The sequence below is a fragment of the Telluria sp. Soil_C_11 genome (assembly GCF_057657395.1).
Window position 1 is genome coordinate 70,905 of record NZ_JBDGIN010000012.1, and the last position, 17,733, is coordinate 88,637.

At 62.3% G+C, this 17,733-nt stretch carries 13 protein-coding genes and 2 tRNA genes; 3 read left to right on the plus strand and 12 right to left on the minus strand.

The genetic code is table 11. From position 1 onward, the window contains the following. The first annotated feature begins 123 nt into the window (after nt 1-123). A complete protein-coding gene (locus AC3A6M_RS18470) occupies nt 124-1,254 on the plus strand; it encodes a right-handed parallel beta-helix repeat-containing protein (protein WP_487854183.1) in 1,131 nt (376 codons plus the stop codon). On the opposite strand, the gene AC3A6M_RS18475 is transcribed toward AC3A6M_RS18470, so the two are convergent. Genes AC3A6M_RS18475 through AC3A6M_RS18500 form a run of 6 tightly spaced genes read right to left on the minus strand, consistent with a single transcriptional unit; the run spans nt 1,251 to nt 7,470 of the window. Continuing rightward, nucleotides 1,251-1,886 carry a phosphatase PAP2 family protein gene (locus AC3A6M_RS18475; protein WP_487854184.1) on the minus strand — a complete coding sequence of 212 codons (636 nt, stop codon included), beginning with the start codon at nt 1,884-1,886 and terminating at the stop codon, nt 1,251-1,253. The genes AC3A6M_RS18470 and AC3A6M_RS18475 overlap by 4 nt on opposite strands. Before the next feature lie 25 nt (nt 1,887-1,911). After that, on the minus strand, nt 1,912-3,087 hold the full coding sequence (locus tag AC3A6M_RS18480; RefSeq protein ID WP_487854185.1) for a DegT/DnrJ/EryC1/StrS family aminotransferase: 1,176 nt from the start codon (nt 3,085-3,087) through the stop codon (nt 1,912-1,914). A gap of 4 nt (nt 3,088-3,091) precedes the next feature. Further along, entirely contained in the window at nt 3,092-3,688 is a 597-nt protein-coding gene (locus tag AC3A6M_RS18485) for a sugar transferase (RefSeq protein ID WP_487854186.1), read from the minus strand. 19 nt (nt 3,689-3,707) lie between these two features. Then, nucleotides 3,708-4,937 carry a glycosyltransferase family 4 protein gene (locus AC3A6M_RS18490; RefSeq protein ID WP_487854187.1) on the minus strand — a complete coding sequence of 410 codons (1,230 nt, stop codon included), beginning with the start codon at nt 4,935-4,937 and terminating at the stop codon, nt 3,708-3,710. A gap of 15 nt (nt 4,938-4,952) precedes the next feature. Continuing rightward, a complete protein-coding gene (locus AC3A6M_RS18495; RefSeq protein ID WP_487854188.1) occupies nt 4,953-6,158 on the minus strand; it encodes a hypothetical protein in 1,206 nt (401 codons plus the stop codon). A 31-nt stretch (nt 6,159-6,189) separates the two neighbouring features. Then, on the minus strand, nt 6,190-7,470 hold the full coding sequence (locus tag AC3A6M_RS18500; RefSeq protein ID WP_487854189.1) for an oligosaccharide flippase family protein: 1,281 nt from the start codon (nt 7,468-7,470) through the stop codon (nt 6,190-6,192). Between the two features lie 651 nt (nt 7,471-8,121). On the opposite strand from AC3A6M_RS18500, the gene AC3A6M_RS18505 reads away from it, so the two are divergent. Next, complete coding sequence (locus tag AC3A6M_RS18505; protein WP_487854190.1) at nt 8,122-9,324, plus strand: acyltransferase family protein; 1,203 nt, start codon at nt 8,122-8,124, stop codon at nt 9,322-9,324. Nucleotides 9,325-9,434: 110 nt separating this feature from the next. Here AC3A6M_RS18505 and AC3A6M_RS18510 read toward each other — a convergent pair whose 3' ends face one another. From AC3A6M_RS18510 to AC3A6M_RS18520, 3 genes are all read right to left on the minus strand, one after another. Then, on the minus strand, nt 9,435-11,720 hold the full coding sequence (locus AC3A6M_RS18510) for a polysaccharide biosynthesis tyrosine autokinase (protein WP_487854191.1): 2,286 nt from the start codon (nt 11,718-11,720) through the stop codon (nt 9,435-9,437). Nucleotides 11,721-11,743: 23 nt separating this feature from the next. Beyond that, nucleotides 11,744-12,868 (minus strand): polysaccharide biosynthesis/export family protein, encoded by a 1,125-nt coding sequence (locus tag AC3A6M_RS18515; RefSeq protein ID WP_487854192.1) that lies wholly within the window; start codon nt 12,866-12,868, stop codon nt 11,744-11,746. A 126-nt stretch (nt 12,869-12,994) separates the two neighbouring features. After that, nucleotides 12,995-14,956 (minus strand): TonB C-terminal domain-containing protein, encoded by a 1,962-nt coding sequence (locus AC3A6M_RS18520; RefSeq protein WP_487854193.1) that lies wholly within the window; start codon nt 14,954-14,956, stop codon nt 12,995-12,997. A 136-nt stretch (nt 14,957-15,092) separates the two neighbouring features. On the opposite strand from AC3A6M_RS18520, the gene AC3A6M_RS18525 reads away from it, so the two are divergent. After that, nucleotides 15,093-16,394, plus strand: a complete 1,302-nt coding sequence (locus AC3A6M_RS18525; RefSeq protein ID WP_487854194.1) for a family 1 glycosylhydrolase — start codon at nt 15,093-15,095, stop codon at nt 16,392-16,394. A 3-nt stretch (nt 16,395-16,397) separates the two neighbouring features. On the opposite strand, the gene AC3A6M_RS18530 is transcribed toward AC3A6M_RS18525, so the two are convergent. The 3 genes from AC3A6M_RS18530 to AC3A6M_RS18540 form a co-directional block, all read right to left on the minus strand. Beyond that, nucleotides 16,398-17,372, minus strand: a complete 975-nt coding sequence (locus AC3A6M_RS18530; RefSeq protein WP_487854195.1) for an MBL fold metallo-hydrolase — start codon at nt 17,370-17,372, stop codon at nt 16,398-16,400. 91 nt (nt 17,373-17,463) lie between these two features. Then, nucleotides 17,464-17,540, minus strand: a tRNA-Arg gene (locus tag AC3A6M_RS18535). Between the two features lie 69 nt (nt 17,541-17,609). Further along, nucleotides 17,610-17,686, minus strand: a tRNA-Pro gene (locus AC3A6M_RS18540). Between the last annotated feature and the right edge of the window lie 47 nt (nt 17,687-17,733).

The following is a 17,733-nucleotide window of genomic DNA, read 5'->3' on the forward strand; positions in this document are numbered from 1 at the left end:
ATGGCACATCGTCCCCGCTGCTGATCGAACTCAAGTCCACGCTTTGCGGATCTCGCGTGCGATCAAACGTCGCGCCCATTGTTAAGTACAACATTTTCCAGTTGTACCTCATGGGATGCGACGATGAAAACGATACTTCTGACAGGATGGTGGTGTGCGGCGCGCCTGGCCTGCCTGGGCCTTGCGGTGCTGCTCGCGTCCTGCGCCGGCACCAAACACCTTTACGTGGCGCCCCAGGGCGCCGATTCCAATCCAGGGACCAGGGAAGCGCCCTTCCGGACCATCGCCCGCGCAGATGCGGCCGCGGCCGCCGGCTACACCATTCACGTGGCCCCCGGCAGTTACCAGGTCGCCGCGCCAGGCGCGCACAGCGCCGGCATCGCCACCTCCCGCAGCGGCACCGCCGACGCACGGATCAGGTTCGTCTCCGAGGTGAAATGGGGAGCGAAAATCATCGTGTCCGGCACCGGCATCGCCTGGCGTTCGAAGGGAAGTTATGTCGACATCGACGGTTTCGACATCAGCGGCAGCGGCCGGCACGGTATCGTGGCCGAGGGCGCGCATCTCACCATCACGAATAACTTCATCCATGACCTGACCGTCAGCGGCGGCTGCAGCGGCAGCGGCGGCGCCGCCATCGACACCAATGGCGGCCCCGGCCATGTGCTCATCAAGGGCAATGTGGTCAGGAACATCGGTGTTGCCATGACCGGCAAGTGCAATACCGTCCAGGGCATTTATATCGCCAACCCGAACAACACGGTGGTCAATAACGTCGTCTCCGGCGTCGCGGCCGCCGGCATCCAGCAATGGCATGGCGCAACCGATTCGACGATCGTGAACAATACCGTCTTCCGCTGCAAAGTCGGGATTCTCATCGGCGGCGGGGACGCTGGCGTCTTGCCGGACGGGTCAAAAAATAACTATGTCGCCAACAACATCGTCTATGACAACATCACCTTCGGTATCGTCGAAGGCGGCAAGGTCGGCGGCAACAACCGGTATGTCGATAACCTGGTGCATTCGAGCGGTGCCGGCATCTCGGTCACGGGCGAGGTCAGCGGCACCATTGCCGCCGATCCGGAATTCGTCGATTACCAGGCGGACGGCTCCGGCGACTACCGCCTCAGGAAAACGTCTCCGGGGATCAGGAAGAGCGCCAAGGTGTCCGAACGCCCGGCAAGCGCCGCCGATGCTTCCCACGCGGCGCCGGCTGAGCTCGGCGCTTACAACGCCACGCCCTCCGTCCCCTAACGAAGGGAATGGGGTGCCGGCGGATGCGCGGCGCACACATTCACCGGCCGGGTCCATCGGTAAGGTTGATCGCGCCCCGAAAGAAACAGCGCCACGTCGACGAGGCGGTGGCTGACCACCGACGGCTTCAGGCCGCAGATGACGACGAATGCGAACAGGCTGGCTGGCGCAGCCCAGGCACTGGCGCGCGGCGCAGGCAGCGTCGTCGCGAGACGCAGGAAGACCAGGCCGGCGGCCACCCCGAGAATCGAACTGGCGACGACCTCGGAAACCGTGTGGAACCCGAACATCACGAGCAGGACACCGATCCCCATGCCCAACAGGATCCCCAGGGCCACACCGGCCATGCGCCAGCGCACCGGCGCAGCTTGCAGAACGACGAAGAACAGCACAGGAATGACCGCCGTGGCGCGCCAGGCATGACCGCTGAGGGCCTTGAAGCCAAGCGCGGGCAGCTCGAGTCCCCAGCCCAGGAATCCGATCTTCGAGAGCGCCACCAGGCCGAGGCCCGCGGAAAAGATCAGGCACCACCACCAGGCCTGCTTCCATGCGCGCGCAGCGGCCAGCCAGGCGGCGATCGCTCCCGCCGCCGGCACCATAACCGCCGTATGGCCGATATCGATGACGTACATCCACGGGGTCATGTCGCAGACAAGGTCACGGTTTTTCGGCCATCGAGAAGACGTCCCGGATCGCCTGGCAGGTCCTGTCGATGTCGGCCTCCGTCAGCGTCGGGTGCACGAGAAACATCAGGCTCGTTTCGCCCAGTTCCCTGGCAACTTTCAGGCGCTCCTTCGGACGGTAGGCGGTGTCATCGAAGGCCTTTTCCAGATACAGCTCCGGGCAGGTGCCCTGCATGCATGGCACGCCCCGCGCGGCAATTTCATCGACGATGCGGTCCCTGGTCCAGCCCTCGGCCAGCTTGCCCGGTTCGACAAAGGCATAGAACTTGTAGCAGGCGTGTTCCACATTGGCCGGCACAAGCGGCACCCGCAATGCAGCGGACTGCCTGCATGTGGCGGCGATGCGCCGCGCATTCGCCTGCCGCTGCGCGGTCCACGAGGCCATCCGCTGCAGCTGGATGCGGCCGATCACGGCCTGGGTTTCCAGCATCCGCCAATTGGTGCCGAAGGAATCGTGGACCCAGCGATAGCCCGGCGGATGCTCGCGCTCGTACATCGCTTCCCAGGATTTGCCATGGTCTTTGTAGGACCACATATCCCGCCACCATGTCCGGGAATTGGTGGTGACCATGCCGCCCTCCCCGCCCGTCGTCATGATCTTGTCCTGGCAAAAGGACCATGCGCCGATATGCCCGATGCCGCCGACCATGCGACCCTTGTAACGCGCTCCATGGGCCTGCGCGCAATCCTCGATCACGAACAGGCCATGCGCTTCGGCGAGCTCCATGATCGGGTCCATGTCGCACGGCCATCCCGCCAGGTGCACGCAGATGATGGCCCTGGTGCGCGGCGTGAGCACCGCCCGGATCGTTTCGGCCGTGATGTTCTGGCTGTCGCGGTCGACATCCGCGAACACGGGAATCGCACCGGCATTCACGATGCAGCTGGCCGAAGCAAGAAAGGTTCTCGGCGTGACGATCACTTCGTCGCCGTCCGCTATGTGAAGCGCCTTGAGCGCCAAGTCGAGCGCCAGCGTGCCGTTCGACAGGGCGACGGCATATTCCGTTCCGACCCAGGCCGCGAATTCCTTCTCGAATTCGCGGCATTCGGTGCCCGTCCAATAATTGACTTTATTCGACAGGATGACATTCTTTACGGCGGTGGCTTCCTCGATCGAGAAACTGGGCCAGGTGGCGCATAAGGCATTCATGTGATCACCCAAGAATAGTGTGGACGATATACTTCACATCGCGCAGCAACGAGTAATTGACGAAATACTCCCTGTTGATTCGCACCTTGTCGGGCCAGATGACCCGATCGTTGTATGTTTCCGGATCGTCGACCGCGGCCAGTATCGACTCTTCATCCTTGTACTTGATCGAGGCCGGCCCCGTGATCCCTGGCCGCAGCAACAAGATGACCTTATCCCTGCCCTGCAACCGGTCCGCATAACCAGGCACATCGGGCCTGGGCCCCACGATACTCATGCTGCCGACCAGCACATTGAACAATTGCGGCAATTCGTCGAGTTTGTATTTCCTGAATACCCTGCCGGAACGGGTGATCGAACACAGGTTGCTGGACGCGATGGGGCTACGCCTGCCGCTTGCCGGATACATGGTCTTGATCTTGCAGACATGGATGATTCGTCCATGCCGCCCGATGCGCTTCTGGATGAAGAAGCCATTGCTGCGGGTTTCCAGGGCCGCAACGATCCAGCATACGCAGATGATGGGCGACAGCACGATGAGGCCGCCGAGTGAGGCGACAAGATCGAAGGTCCGCTTCAAGAAAATATCGGTTCTGGACATGCGCACCACCTTTATCGGATCAGGAAACACACGCGGCCAGGAAACGCCTGCTTAGAATGGGATAGGTCAGGTGATCCATCACGAAGTCCCTGCCCCGCTGCCCCATCGCCTGGCGTTCGCCCGGGGTGAGGGAAAGCAGGCGTCGAATGCCCATTGCCGTCGCTTCCGGGTCTTCCGGTGCGACCGTCAGTCCGCACCCCGCTTCTCCCACCGGGTCATTGCCTGCCTCGACGGCGTGCAAAACCGGCCGGGCCGCCATCATGTAATCCATCAGCTTGTTGGGAGCGATCCCGAAGCGGTAAAGCGATTGCCGGCGCCAGCCGATATAGGCCAGGTCGAACCGCTGCAACAGTGCCGGGACCTGCTCCTTGATGACGGGATCGATGAACAGGACATTTCGCAACTGCTCCGTCCGTGCCCGCGCCTGCAGGCCGGGCTTTTCCGGTCCGCCTCCCACCAGCACGAAGGACACGTTCTCCTCGCGCATCAGGCGTGCGGCATCAAGAAAGGTGTTCAAGGAGTTCGATATGCCGTGCGTGCCGGCGTAGCCGACAATGGCATTCCCCGTGCGCGCCAGCGCGGCCAGCGTGTCATCCACGCCCGCTTCCAATGCGGGGAGCGTACCGGCCCATTCCTGTGGATCGACGCCATTGGGCACGATGTGCAGCCGCTCGAGCGGCATCCCATGCGATGCCACATGCTGGTGGACTTTCGGAAGCATGGACACGACGGCATCCGCATGACGATAAACGTCATCCTCGGCCGCCTTGACGACCATGATGAAAGGATGCCATCTCGGCATGCCGCCGAGTTCCATGGGCGTGAGCGGCCACAGATCGTGAAGCTCGAATACAAGCCGGGCGCGGCAAAGTTTTGCGATGCGATGGGCAGGCCAGATATCCATCGGATAGGTGCTGGATGCGATCACGACATCGGGCGCGTACGCTGACAGGCGCCGGCTTTCACGGTACAAGGCGCGCACGAACGAGGCCATATTGCGCACCCGCCCAACACCATTTCCGCGATAGGGCTGCGTTTTGAGCCAGGTGTACTGAATGCCATCGATGAGCTCATCAAACCTGGTGCAGGCGCCAAGCCCGGGTTGGCGGGCGCGGATATGCGACTGGTCGGCGGCGACGATGTTGACCTCGTGCCCTGCCCGTACCCATTCCCGCGCAAGGTAATAAGGGCGGTACTCCATGCCATGTCGAGGAGAGCCCGCGTAATGGTTAATGTAGAGAATGCGCATGATGTCGAAGCTGGATTAACGTTCGAGCCGGTTCCTCTTCCGGTACCTGTATCTCGCAAAAGCACCCATGGCCGCGCCGACGCTCATGTCGGGCATATTTTTGGCGGTAAGCGCCCACAGTATCGTGATGCAGATGAGTGCCCAGGCCAGGACGAAGTAAGAGGATTTCGTCTTCGAAAAAAAGCCGTTGAAGAACAGCCAGACGGCGTGCGACAGCAATAGCGACAGGAAGAAAATGAATCCGAACAGGCCGAAGTCGACCCAGGCGCACAGCACGTTATGCGCGTAATGGCCGTCGGGGTAGCTGGCGAAATCGCCGAAGATCGGGTTTTCCGAAATGGTGCGTATTGCATTCTGCGACAGATGCTCACGCGCGACAGCCGAGGTGGAATGCGACAGGTCGAGCAGCTGCAGGATGCGGTTCTCGGGCAACATGCTCGTGATCTGGTCGATGCCGCCCATGGTCAGGCCGATGATGAACACGAGCACGGAGATCGCGTACAACCTGTGTTTCGCGTAATACAGCTCAATGACGGGGATCAGGAACATGGCCCCGGAGAATTCGCTTCGTGCGCCATTCAGGAACAGCGCGCACGCGCCGATTGCGTAAAACACATACCGTATTGCCATGGACCGGACCACGGCAATCATGACGATGTATGTGTAGATATATGACCGGGCAAACCCCTGGTAGGTCGCAAGATTGTCCGGGCTCTTCGATTCCCCGAGAGCTTGCAGGAAGAAGAATCCGCCGATCGAAAAATAATAGGTGATCACCGACATGACCAGGAGCGACAAGGCAGTGACCAGAATGAGCCGTTTGTTCTCGAGATCGATCAACCGGAAGATGACATAGGTTTCGAAGCAGAAGATCATGCTTTGGGTATACCTCTCGATGATGATCGGATCTGCCCCTGCCACATAATTAATGATCAGGATGGAAAAATAGTAGATAACAAAAAGAACGATCCACGCGTCCATGCGGGACAAATAATTCTTGTTCCGCTTGACTGTCCCGATAAACACGATGGCCAGTGCAGGCAGCAGGAGTAATGCGACGAGCGTGAAATACCCGCCCAGGTAGGCGCCGATCATACCGAGGCCAAGCAGCGTCTGATAAAAGAAAAAGCCTGGATACAGCAAGAGAAATGCGGCGTGGACCGTGAACTGCTGGCTGACGCCGATCACTGGCCGGCTTGTCAACGTACCGGTAGCTTGCATGATTTTCCGTCCCTGATATCGCTGAGTTTTTTCAACCACCATTAATCGACTGCGAATTTCCAAGACTGCCGCTCACTGCCGGAGCATTTTTGGAAAACCTGTAGGACAAAAGCAGATAGACGATATACAGGGCCGAATAAGCAACGGTGTAGTTGAACAAAACCTGTTTCAAAGAGATCGGCGCCAGGAATACGGAAATGGTCGTAATGAACAATGCGACCTGCCACAGGAGTTCGACCTTCTGCTTGCCGGCCACAAAAAATACATAACTCAAGGGGCTGGCGACGAAATTCAGGAAGTACAGTGGAGCGAGGATGCGGGCGAACTCCCCGGCCTCGCGCCACGGTTTGCCGAATACCCAGGCACAGAGATCTGGAGCAAAAAGAAAGATGAACAGCACGGGCCCGGAACCGAGCAGGACAAGTGCCTTGAACGTGCTGCGAAACGCTTCCCGACAATTACCCAAAGTCTGGTACTCATGTACCGACTGGCGTTTGAACACCTCGAGGACCGACGCCGCCAACAGCGAAATCGGGGCCGTCAATATGCGCTCTGTCAGCGCAAACAACCCCGCCGCGAAGAGACCGTATTTCGCACCGATCAGGAAAAGTGGAAACTTTCCTGCCGCTGTGTTCAGCAGGCCGGCCGGCAGGGAGAAACGCCAGAATGACTCGTGCTTTTTGAGGTAATTCAGCTGTGAACGGGTTGGCACGAGGGATAGGTTCGGCCGTGGCGGCGACAACAGGAACATCGCCGCCGCCACGCCCATTGTCATTCCCAGGATCTGCCCAGCCAGCAAGGCTCCCCGACCGGCGCCAATGAATAGCAGCACCAGCTGGCCCAGGGCGATCGTCCCCGCACCGCAGATCTTGGCCATCGCAGTCTTGGCAAAGGCGTTGTAGGAAGTCGCGTAAGCGACCAGGGCCGAGTTATAGGCCATTAACCAAGCGCCAAGGCCGACCGTCATCAGTCCAAGCCAGGACATTTGTTGCGCTTGCTGAAAACCGGCAAGATGGGCGATGACTGCAAGGCAAGTGATCAGTATCGCGAATACGGTCGAAAAATACGCGACCACGCTGAAGCAGGTTTGCTGTTCGTCCGAATCGTGGTCCAGAATCATCGCCGCTTCGAGCCGCAAGGTCGCAACCGTGGCGGTAATCGCGATCACGCCCAGCCAGACGCTGAATTCGCCAAGATCCGCAGGCGTGCACAGACGCGTGATGAGTGGCGAAACCAGAATCGGCAAGACTTGCGCTATCACGGTGCCCGTCAGGACTGTTGTAGCGTGCTTCCAAAAAACAGGTAAATTCATATTGGCAACTATGGCTTTGTACCGCATATCCAACGAGATACGTGGACTAAATGGGAGCATCCTTTGCGATCGGGCCTGCGGCCGGACCTTTGCTGAAAAAGTGTCGGCGCATGAGCCGTCGGCCTAGCCAATAGGGGCAACAGGGTGAGCTGAGTTTGACCAAGCTATTTCCCGTCAATCATTCTGGAGCAGCATGTCTTCGAATACGCGCATTCCTCCAAGGCCCTCCCTGCGCAATTATCATATCGTTGAGATTTGATGGATTGACAGTCATCAATCCAACTTGCCTACATTTCCATTGAAAAATTTCCGCATTCAGCGAGAAATAGCCGAATATCGCTATCAGCTTTCCTTTGTGCGCGTCAGCACCATTGACTCAGGAAAATTATCCGAATGTTTTCCAAATCGAATTTCGTGAATAGCCAAGCTGCGAGAATGCCGACATGCAAATACATGACCGAGAAAAGTACGAAATAAGCCTGATTAATTTGCGACCCCACAAAACTTGAAGTGATGCCTGTGCAAACGGATTCTCCGAAAGCTCCACACTCCCGATTATTTGCGTCTTTTCAAAAACGATGGCTGGTCGGATTGATATTGTCGGGAATTGAATATGACATAGCCTGCCTCATCAATATCAAGGAGACCCGAATGCATTCACGAAAGATGGTCCGTCTGACCGTCCAGCGAACCGGTCAGCTCGATGACGTAAGCTGGCGCTCGATCCTCATTTCCCTGCTGCGGGGCCTGGCTGCTTTCATTGTCGTCGTCGCTCATTTACGCGCGGCGATGTACCCCGGCCTGCGCGCCGTCGCCGATCCACCGCTCTGGTTCAAGGGCCTGGCCTTCGTCAGCGGCTTCGCCCACCAGGCGGTGCTGGTATTTTTCGTGATCAGCGGCTGGCTGGTCGGAGGAAGTCTGCTCAACAAAATCGGGCAGCCCGGTGCGATCGCCAATTACGCGATCGACCGTGTCACGCGGCTGTGGACCGTATTGATACCCACTTTCCTGCTGACGCTCCTCTTTGCCGGCGTGACCGGCGCCGTCAGCCTCAACGGATTCGACTTTTCTCCCGACAACCCTTACTCGGCAGTCAATTTCCTCGGCAGCCTCGTCGGTTTGCAACGCGTGCTGCTGCAGGATTTCGGCGGCAACTTCCCGCTCTGGAGCCTTGCCAACGAGACCTGGTATTACCTGCTGTTTCCTGTGCTGACAGTGGCGTGTACGGCGCGCAAGCCTGTCGTGCGCATCGCCTGTACCACCGGGCTTGTTCTACTGTGCGTTCAATTGCCCACCTCGATCGTCGCTTACTTCCTGATCTGGCTGCTCGGCGTGCTGTTCTCGCGCATCCGTATCGAATGCAGCGACATTGCACGCTGGGCCTGGGCGCTGCTCGTGGTTGCAGGGGCGGCCTACTTCCGGCTGACAGGAGAACTCGACGCATTCGAGATCACGACGCTCGGACAGGACCTCGTGTGCAGCCTCCTCTACCTGGTGCTGCTGTCGAGCCTGCAATTCGAGGCTTCGGCAGCGTCTGCACTGAAAGGGCCTGTCCAGCGGGTCGGCAAGTTCTTCGCTGAGTTTTCATTCAGCCTGTATGTGCTCCATGTGCCCCTCATCGGTCTGTTACACCACTTGAGCACGAATCAACTCGGCTTGCGCCAGCTGTCGCCAGCGGCGCCCTTGCATGCCCTGATTTACTTCGGCATGCTCGCCGCCATCATGGTCTCGGCTTACCTGTCCTATCTGCTTTTCGAATCCAGGACTTATCGCATCCGCATTGCGGCGAAACGCGTCTTCCTCCAGCGTCCTGCGGTCCAGCCGAAAGGCAACGCGGTATCGACCGAGCGTTGAATCGGACAGTCGAAGCCTGTTCTGATTCGAAACCAGCGCGGCCAGATCGACGAGATCTGGCCGCGAGTTGTATGCAGTCGACTGCCGCGAATGAACCGATGCAGACGCGCTCAGCCCGCAAATGCCAGTTGACCTGCCGGCGTCGCCTGGTGCAATGCACTGTACCGGCCGATACCGTAGGTCATATCGTTGAACAGAACGCCTTGTGGAGACATGCCGGCATAGTTCAGCCGCTTGATCGACTCGGTAATCTCGGCTTCGGTCGTGACGCTTGCGCGTGCGAGCAGGAAGACGGCGCCGGCCCGGGCGCCGATGATCAGTGCATCCGCGGCCGCCAGAATCGGTGGCGTGTCGATTAACACCAGGTCGTAATCGGCGCTCAGGGTCTCGAGCAGTGCGCTCAGATTTACATCCAGCAGGAATTCGGAGCGATTCAGTGGCAGCGGACCGGTCGGGATGAAGTCCAGGTTCTCGACCACATCATGGTGGATGATTTCCGTGGCGCTGGCTGCCCCGCTGATGGCCTTGGACAGGCCCTGGTCACGGTTGACGCCGAAATAGCGATGCAGGCGGCCACTCCGGAAATCGGCATCGATCAACAGCACCCGCTTGCCGGCGGCCGCCATCACGACCGCGAAATTCGCCGTCACGAAGGACTTGCCCAGGCCTTGCGTGGGTCCGGCAAACAGGACGACGTTGTTCTTGAAATGCGGCATGGAGTACTGCAGGGCCGCCCGGAAGCTGCGCAGGCTTTCTACCGCGGCATCCTCCGGGATGATGCTGGCCAGCAGCGGCAGCGGCTCGGCGTCGTCCCTGGCCTTGCGCATCAGCTTGTCCTGGTTGCTGCTGTGGGGAATGGTCGCGTAGACCACGCGTGCGCGCAGCAAGCGTTCGATCTTCTGCGGATCGTCGATCCCGCCCTTCATCGCCTTGCGCGCGAAGGCGACCAGGGTGCCAAGGAAGAGACCGGTAACCACCGCCAGGGCCACGATCAAGGGACGGTTCGGCTTGATCGGCTTTTCCGGCGGCACCGGCGCATCGACCATCCGCACATTGCTGACGCGTCCGACGGAAATCAGGCGCAGTTGCTGGGCCGTATTCGACAGCGCCGTGTAGAGGTCGGTATTCACCTTGATATCGCGGGTCAGGCGCGCTTCGTCCTGCTCCAGCACCGGCAAGGCCTTGATGCGTGCGTTGACTTCTTCGATCTCCGCTTCCACTTCCTTGTGCTGGCGATTGATGGCCGCGACGATCGGGTGGTCTTCCGTGAAGCGCGCCAGCAGCTCGGTCTTTTTCTGGATCAGGTCGATCCGGCGCGCACGGGCCGCGGCAGCCTGTGCCAGGCTCATCCGGGCTTCTTCCTGCAGGTCCACGGTTCCGTTGGCATTGCGGAACTGGTTGTAGCGGTCCTCGGCCTGCTCGAGCTGGCGCTTCAGGATGGGCAGTTGCTGGTTCAGGAAAGCCAGCGACTTTTCCGCCTCCTCCGTTTTGCGGGCGAGGTTCTGGCGCATGTACTCGCGGCCGATTTCGCTGAGCAGGGTGTGCGTGCGGCGGGCATTCTCCCCTTGCAGCTTGACCTCGATGATCCCGGACTGCTTGCCCTGTTCGGTGATCACGAGGGCGCCCTGGATGGCCTGGATCATCGCCACGCGCGAGATACGGCGCAGGCGGAAGCGGGCCCCGGCATTCGCCGCCATGCGGTCCACCTTCAGCTCGATGGTGCCTTCCGGAGTCGGGACCCGGTAACCCAGGCCGACCGCGCCGTCGAAAGCGATGCGCTGGCCGCCGCCCGAGAAGCGGTAGCTGCCATTGCCGAGCGCAGTCAGGGTAAATTCGCGGCCCAGCCAGGACTCGGGCACTTCGAACACGGACACCTCGGCCTTCTCGGCTCCCCAGACATAGCCGCCATACCCGAACAGGCCGGGCTCGGACAGCGCATTGTTGTTCTGGTTGGCGAACCAGAATCCGGCGATCGGGAAGTACTTCGGCTGCACGTCGATATACAGCTGCAGGTTGTCGACCGCGCGCGAGACCACCATGCGCGAGCGCAGCAGTTCCATTTCGGCGATGGCCGCCTTCTTGGTCTCGAACAGCGAGGAGGCTTCGCTCAGGATGTTCTTCGACGCGTTCGGGCTTTCCTCTTCGACGTGGATCATCAGGTTGGATTCGTACACGGGCTTGGCGACGAGGGCGTAGAGCACCGCGACCAGGGTGATGAAGGCGGTGATCCCGCCGATCAGCCAGCGGCTGTCGTAGAGAGTGTGGAAATATCCCTTGAGGTCGAAAGCGGGCTCATCCGACGGTCCCTCGACGGTACGGATGTCGAAGGGAATGCCGACGATCGGACTGGGGTGGACGACGCGGCTCAGGGAATTCGATTCGCCATGGATATTCATGAGGTCGTGCTCCGTGCGATTGGTCAGGGCCTGGTGGTCGCGCTCACTGCCGACGTCAGCGCACCCGGAATCAGCAGGCTCAGGTTACGGTTCCAGTTGGCCAGCGGCGTGGCGGCCACGTAGACGATGTCCTTCGGCTGCAGTTCGAAGGACTCGGCCATCGCGAGCGATCCGGCCACGCGGGCGTCGAGCTGGAATACGCGGGTACGGTCGGCGGTCTTGCGCACCACGTAGACCTGGCGCGCATCGCCGCTCAGCGGGCTGATGCCGCCGCTCTCGCCCAGCGCCTCGTTGAGGGTCAGGCGGCCGTCGTGCATCGTCAGCGCTTTCGGGGTCAACACCTCGCCGGACACGAAGACCTTGCTCTCGTCACGCGAATGCACGCGCACCACATCGCCCGGCGCCAGCATCACGAGGCCCGGGTTGATGCCTTTCTGCACCAGGTCGCGCAAATTCACCCGGTAACGCTGTTTGCCGCGCTCCAGCACGATGCGGCTCTGGTCCGCGCTGGGCAGCAGGCCGCCGGAGCGGTTGATCGCCTCGACCAGGGTCATCGGGATGTCGTTGATGGCCTGCAGCCCCGGCGACTTGACCTCGCCGTCGACGTACACCCGCTTGCTGCGGTAGGCCTGTACCCGCAGCGTGACGTTCGGATTGGCGAGGTATTTCGCCAGCTTCGCCGTCAGCAGGGCGCGTGCCTGCTCCTCGGTCAGGCCGTCGACGGCGACGAGGCCGATCAGCGGAAACTGGATGCGGCCCAGGTGGTCGACCACGAAACCGGGCGCCCCAGCACTGGCGCCGCTGGGATCGGGCGCGCTCGCGCCTGCGTTCATGGCATTGCCGGCCAGCTCGGGGTGGTCCCAGACGACGATGGACAGGACGTCGCCGCTGCCGATGGCGTACGGCGGCGGGTTCGGCACCAGCAATGAGTCGAGGTCGGAGTTGGCCTGTTCCTGGTGTTGCTGGCGCTCGGCGGCGATCAGCTTTTCGGTGATCATTTCCGTCGGCGGCGCGGATTCGTCGGCGCCGGCGCTTCCTCCCGAGCGGAAGACCATGGCAGGCGCGCAGCCCGCAAGAACAAGCGCAAAAGCAGGCGCCAGCACGGCGGCGCAGGCTCGTGCCAGAAATTGCGTAGTGGAAGCGTTCATGTCTTGCCTGTCGAAATGAGCTGCCAGCCTCTGGCGATCAGAGTCAGGGTAAGCCCCTTACCCGGCAGGGCTTTGGCGCACGTCAAACGGCAGGCTCAGGTCAGCAATGGCGGCAAGGGTAGGCGCTCAGCGCACTTCCTCGACCAGGCGCAGGACTTCGGCGAAGGTCCAGATCCGGCGCAGCTCGATCACGTCGTAATTGGCGGCGACGTTGGGCGGGAAGGCCGAGTAGCGCGCATTCAGGTTCACGATGCGGCGCACGATCTCGTCGATGTCCGGGCGCCCGCTGGAACGCAGGATGGTCACGTCCTCGACGCTGCCGTCGCTGCGGATGGCGATGCTGACCACGGGATCGGTGTGCACCGCGCCGCTGGAAAGCTGGGCCTGGCTGACGATGGCGTTGCGCTCGATCTTCTGGCGCACGCTGTCGAGATACAGGCGCAGCGGCACGTCGCGGCGGGCGGCGTCGGCCAGGGCGCGCCGTATCGCCTGCTGGGCCTGCTGGGCGGCCCGCATGGCCGGCGGCACGGCCTTCGCGACGTCGATGCCGCGCAACAGTTCGCGGGCGCGCGAACCGAAATCCTTGCCCGGCAGGCCGCGCGATCCGGCGCCGGCGCCCTGCCCGCTGCCTGGACCGAAGCCGGCGTCGGCGCCACGCTCGGCGCGCGCCGGAGCGCCGCCCGGCCCGGCGGACGGCTGGACGGGCGCCGCTTCCTGCCGGGCCAGGCGCTGGGCCGCTTCGGCTTCCGTGGCCTGGCGGCGCGCGCGTTCCTCGGCACGCTGGCGTTCCGCCGCCTGCTGGGCGCGCTCCTCGGCCTGGCGCTGTTCTGCGAGCTGCTGCGCGCGCTGCTGTTCAGCGAGCTGCTGGCGGGCCAGCTCCTCGGCGCGGCGCTGCTCGGCCAACTGCTGCGCGCGCTGCTGCTCCGCAAGTTGCTGACGGGTCTGCTCTTCGATGCGCCGTTGCTCGGCCAATTGCTGGGCGCGCTGCTGCTCCGCGCGCTGCTGACGCGTCTGCTCTTCGATGCGCCGTTGTTCGGCCAACTGCTGGGCGCGCTGTTGTTCGGCTAATTGCTGACGGGCCAGCTCGTCAGCGCGACGTTGCTCCGCCAATTGCTGCGCGATCTGCTGCTCAACCAGTCGTTGACGCGCCAATTCCTCGGCACGGCGTTGCTCGGCCAATTGTCGAGCACGCTGTTGCTCGGCGAATTGCTGCCGGGTCTGCTCGTCGATGCGCCGTTGCTCGGCTAGCTGCTGGGCGTACTGCTGTTCGGCTAATTGCTGACGAGCCAATTCCTCGACACGGCGCTGCTCGGCCAACTGCTCCTGAGCACGTTGCTGCTCCTCCATCTGCGCCCGCGCCAGCGCGTCGGCACGCAGCTGCTCCGCCACCCGCCTCTCTTCTTCGTCGGCACGCTGCTGCTGCGCGAGCTCGCGCCGGGCAGCGGCGCTTTCTTCTTCCGCTTGGCTCGCAATCTGCGGCGCGGGCGGCGCCGCCGCCTCGGCTTCCTTCGGCACCTCCTGCACGTCCGCCACGGCAGGCGTTTCCGGCTGGGGCAGGACGAAGCTGGGGAGCTCGCTGGCCTGGCGCGCGATCACCTCGGTGTGCAGCGTTTCCTTCGGCGGCTGGAGACGTGGACGGGACCGGCGCCGCAGGACGCGCCGGGCAGGCGGCGCCGCTTTGGGCGCCGGAGGAGCCGGCATGGCCGGAGCCGGATCGCGCAGGGTGAATCCGCGCTTCGGCACAGGCAATGGCGCCTGCTGCCCGGCCCGCGGCACGGGCGTGGTCTCGGCCGGGGCGGGCGTCACGGGCGCGGGCGGTACAGGAACACTGGGTAAAGGCGGCACGGCGACAGGCGGCGCCTCGACCGCCGGCGGTGCCGGCATGGGCTGCGGCGCCGGCGGCGCCAGCACGACCCGCAATGGCGCCCCCTCCCCCAGCCGCATTCCCGGTATGCCGAACTGCAGCGACAACAGCAGCGCATGCAGCAGCAGCGAGACCAGCAGGCCTCCGGCCAGCCGGCGGTTGGCAGGCGCCAGCTTCGATGGCGCGCGCAGTGCGGCGGCCGGGATCGCGATGAGCGTGGACATGCGATGGCAGCAGGAAATATTGTCTAAGTGTTATAGATCTTATCACTCAGCAGTTTGGATGGCGCGCACGGTTCGGAACGGCAAATCCGATCCCGGCTACAATGAAACGACGCGTTCAGGATGAAAAGGAGGGCCGATGTCTCCAGGATTTATCTTTGCCACGGGTATCGAAAACAGCAATCCGACCATCGAGCATGGACGCGTCCGGATGGACGAGCTGGACAAGTGCGGCCACTACAAGCACTGGCGCACCGACTTCGACCTGGTGCAGGAGCTCGGCCTGAAGGTGCTGCGCTACGGTCCCCCGCTGCACCGCACCTGGCTCGGCCCGAAGCGCTACGATTGGGAATTCGCCGACCTGGCGTTCAACGATCTGCGCCAGCGCAACATCGCTTCCATCGTCGACCTCTGCCACTTCGGCGTGCCGGACTGGATCGGGAATTTCCAGAACCCGGACTTCCCCGAGCTGTTCGCCGAATACGCGGGCACGTTCGCGCGCCGCTATCCCTGGCTGCAGCTGTACACGCCGATCAACGAGATGTCGATCTGCGCCCTGTTCTCGGCCCTGTACGGCTGGTGGAACGAGCAGATGACGACCGACCGCAGCTTCGTCACCGCGATGAAGCACCTGGTCAAGGCCAACATCCTGGCCATGCACGCGATCCTGAAGGTGCGTCCGGACGCCCTGTTCGTGCAGAGCGAATCGACGGAATACTTCCATGCCGAAAGCCCGGCGGCCATCGGTCCGGCGGAACTCTACAATGCGCGCCGCTTCCTCTCGCTCGATCTCAACTACGGCCGGCGCGTCGATTCCGAAATGTACGAATACATGCTCGACAACGGCATGACGCGCGAAGAGTACCACTTCTTCCTGAATAATAATCTGAAGCACCACTGCATCATGGGCAACGATTATTACCAGACCAACGAGCACTACGTCTCGGCCGACGGGCTGACGCGGTCGGCGGGCGAGATCTTCGGCTACGCCGTCATCACCCACCAGTACTACAACCGCTACCGCCTGCCGGTGATGCATACCGAGACCAACCTGTGCCAGGGGCCGCGCGGCGACGAGGCCGTGCAATGGCTGCGCAAGGAATGGGCCAACGTGCTACGGGTCCGCAACAACGGCGTCCCGCTGGTGGGCTTCACCTGGTATTCGCTGACCGACCAGGTCGACTGGGACACGGCGCTGCGCGAGAACAACGGCAATGTGAACGAGCTCGGCCTGTTCGACCTGGACCGCAAGATCCGCCCGGTCGGCATCGCCTACAAGGAGCTGGTGCGCGACTGGATGGAAGTCCTGCCGACCCAGAGCGTGTGCCTGCAGGTGCCGATCGCGATGCCGCACGAATTCCAGCGCGTCGTCCCGCCGTACACGGGCTGGCCCTTCGACGACGATGCGACCCTGGCGCCACGCACGGAAGAGCGGGAATAGCGCTCAATGCGCCCGCGGGGTGAAGGTGTAGGTCTCGCCGTGCGCGAGATAGCTCACCTGCTCCTCCAGCCCGGCCGCCTTGACCTCGCGTGCGAAATCCGCCAGCGGCGACTTGAACACGTCGTAGTCGTCGTAGTGGATGGGGATCGCGTGCTGCGGGCGGATGATCTGCAGCAGCTGCACGCCGTCCTTGCCGTCCATGGTCACCTTGAACACGCCCAGGATGCGGGTCCCGCCCAGGTGCAGCAGGGCCAGGTCGATGCCGGGGAAGCGCTGCGGGATCGCCTTCAGGTCGTCGTACACCAGGGTGTCGCCGCTGATGTACATGCGGTAGGTCGGGCCCTTGCCCGGGCCGAAGTCCAGCACCGAGCCCATCACGCTGGGCAGCAGCGCCTGCATGCCGGCCTTGCCGTGGCGCCCGGGCGCGGCCGTGATGCGCAGGCGCGATTCGCCCTTCTCGACCTCGACCCGGTCCCACTTGCCGAGTCCGATGGCACGGGTGAAACCGAGCTTCCCGAGCGAGTGCGCGGCCTCCTTGGTGGTGACGATCGGCGTGTCCTTGGCCAGCTTTTCCTGCACCAGCTTGTCGAAGTGGTCTTCGTGCATGTGCGACAGCACCACCAGGTCGATCGGCGGCAGCTTGCCGAGCTCGATCGCCGGATTGGTCAGGCGCTCGGCGCTCAGGCCATAGCCGAGGTGCACGTGGTCGCCCTTGTGCAGGAAGTTCGGATCGGTGAGGATGGTGAAGCCCTGGTAGCGGATCAGGACGGTGGCGGTGCCGATGAACTGGACGGTGCCGTTCACTTCCGTGGCCGGGCTGCTGCCCGGCGGCAGCTTGAGCGAAAACACGCCGCCGGACGGCGTGGATGCGGCGGGCTCCTGTGCGTGCGCGGGAACGGCGGACGAGAAAGCCAGCGCCATCAGGACAGCGGCGGCGCGGCCCGCAGCGGCGGACCATGGCAATCGGCAAAGCGGCATGTTCTCCCTCAGGGTATCGGCATGATGTTGTCGGGATGGACACTACCATGGACGCTTGCGCGGCGGCGTTCGCTAGCAGGAAGGAAACGGATGGCCTGCCCAGCTGGGTTCGAACCAGCGACCCTCAGCTTAGAAGGCTGATGCTCTATCCAACTGAGCTATGGGCAGTCAGCTTGGCAATGAAGATTGCCGGAGAAATGAAAACGGGCCGTCGAGGACAGCCCGCGTTCGAAACGGTGGTCGGAGTACAAGGATTCGAACCTTGGACCCCCTGCTCCCAAAGCAGGTGCGCTACCGGGCTGCGCTACACTCCGATGGAAACGATCATACCCCGCCAGCCCGCAAGCGTCAATGAACGACG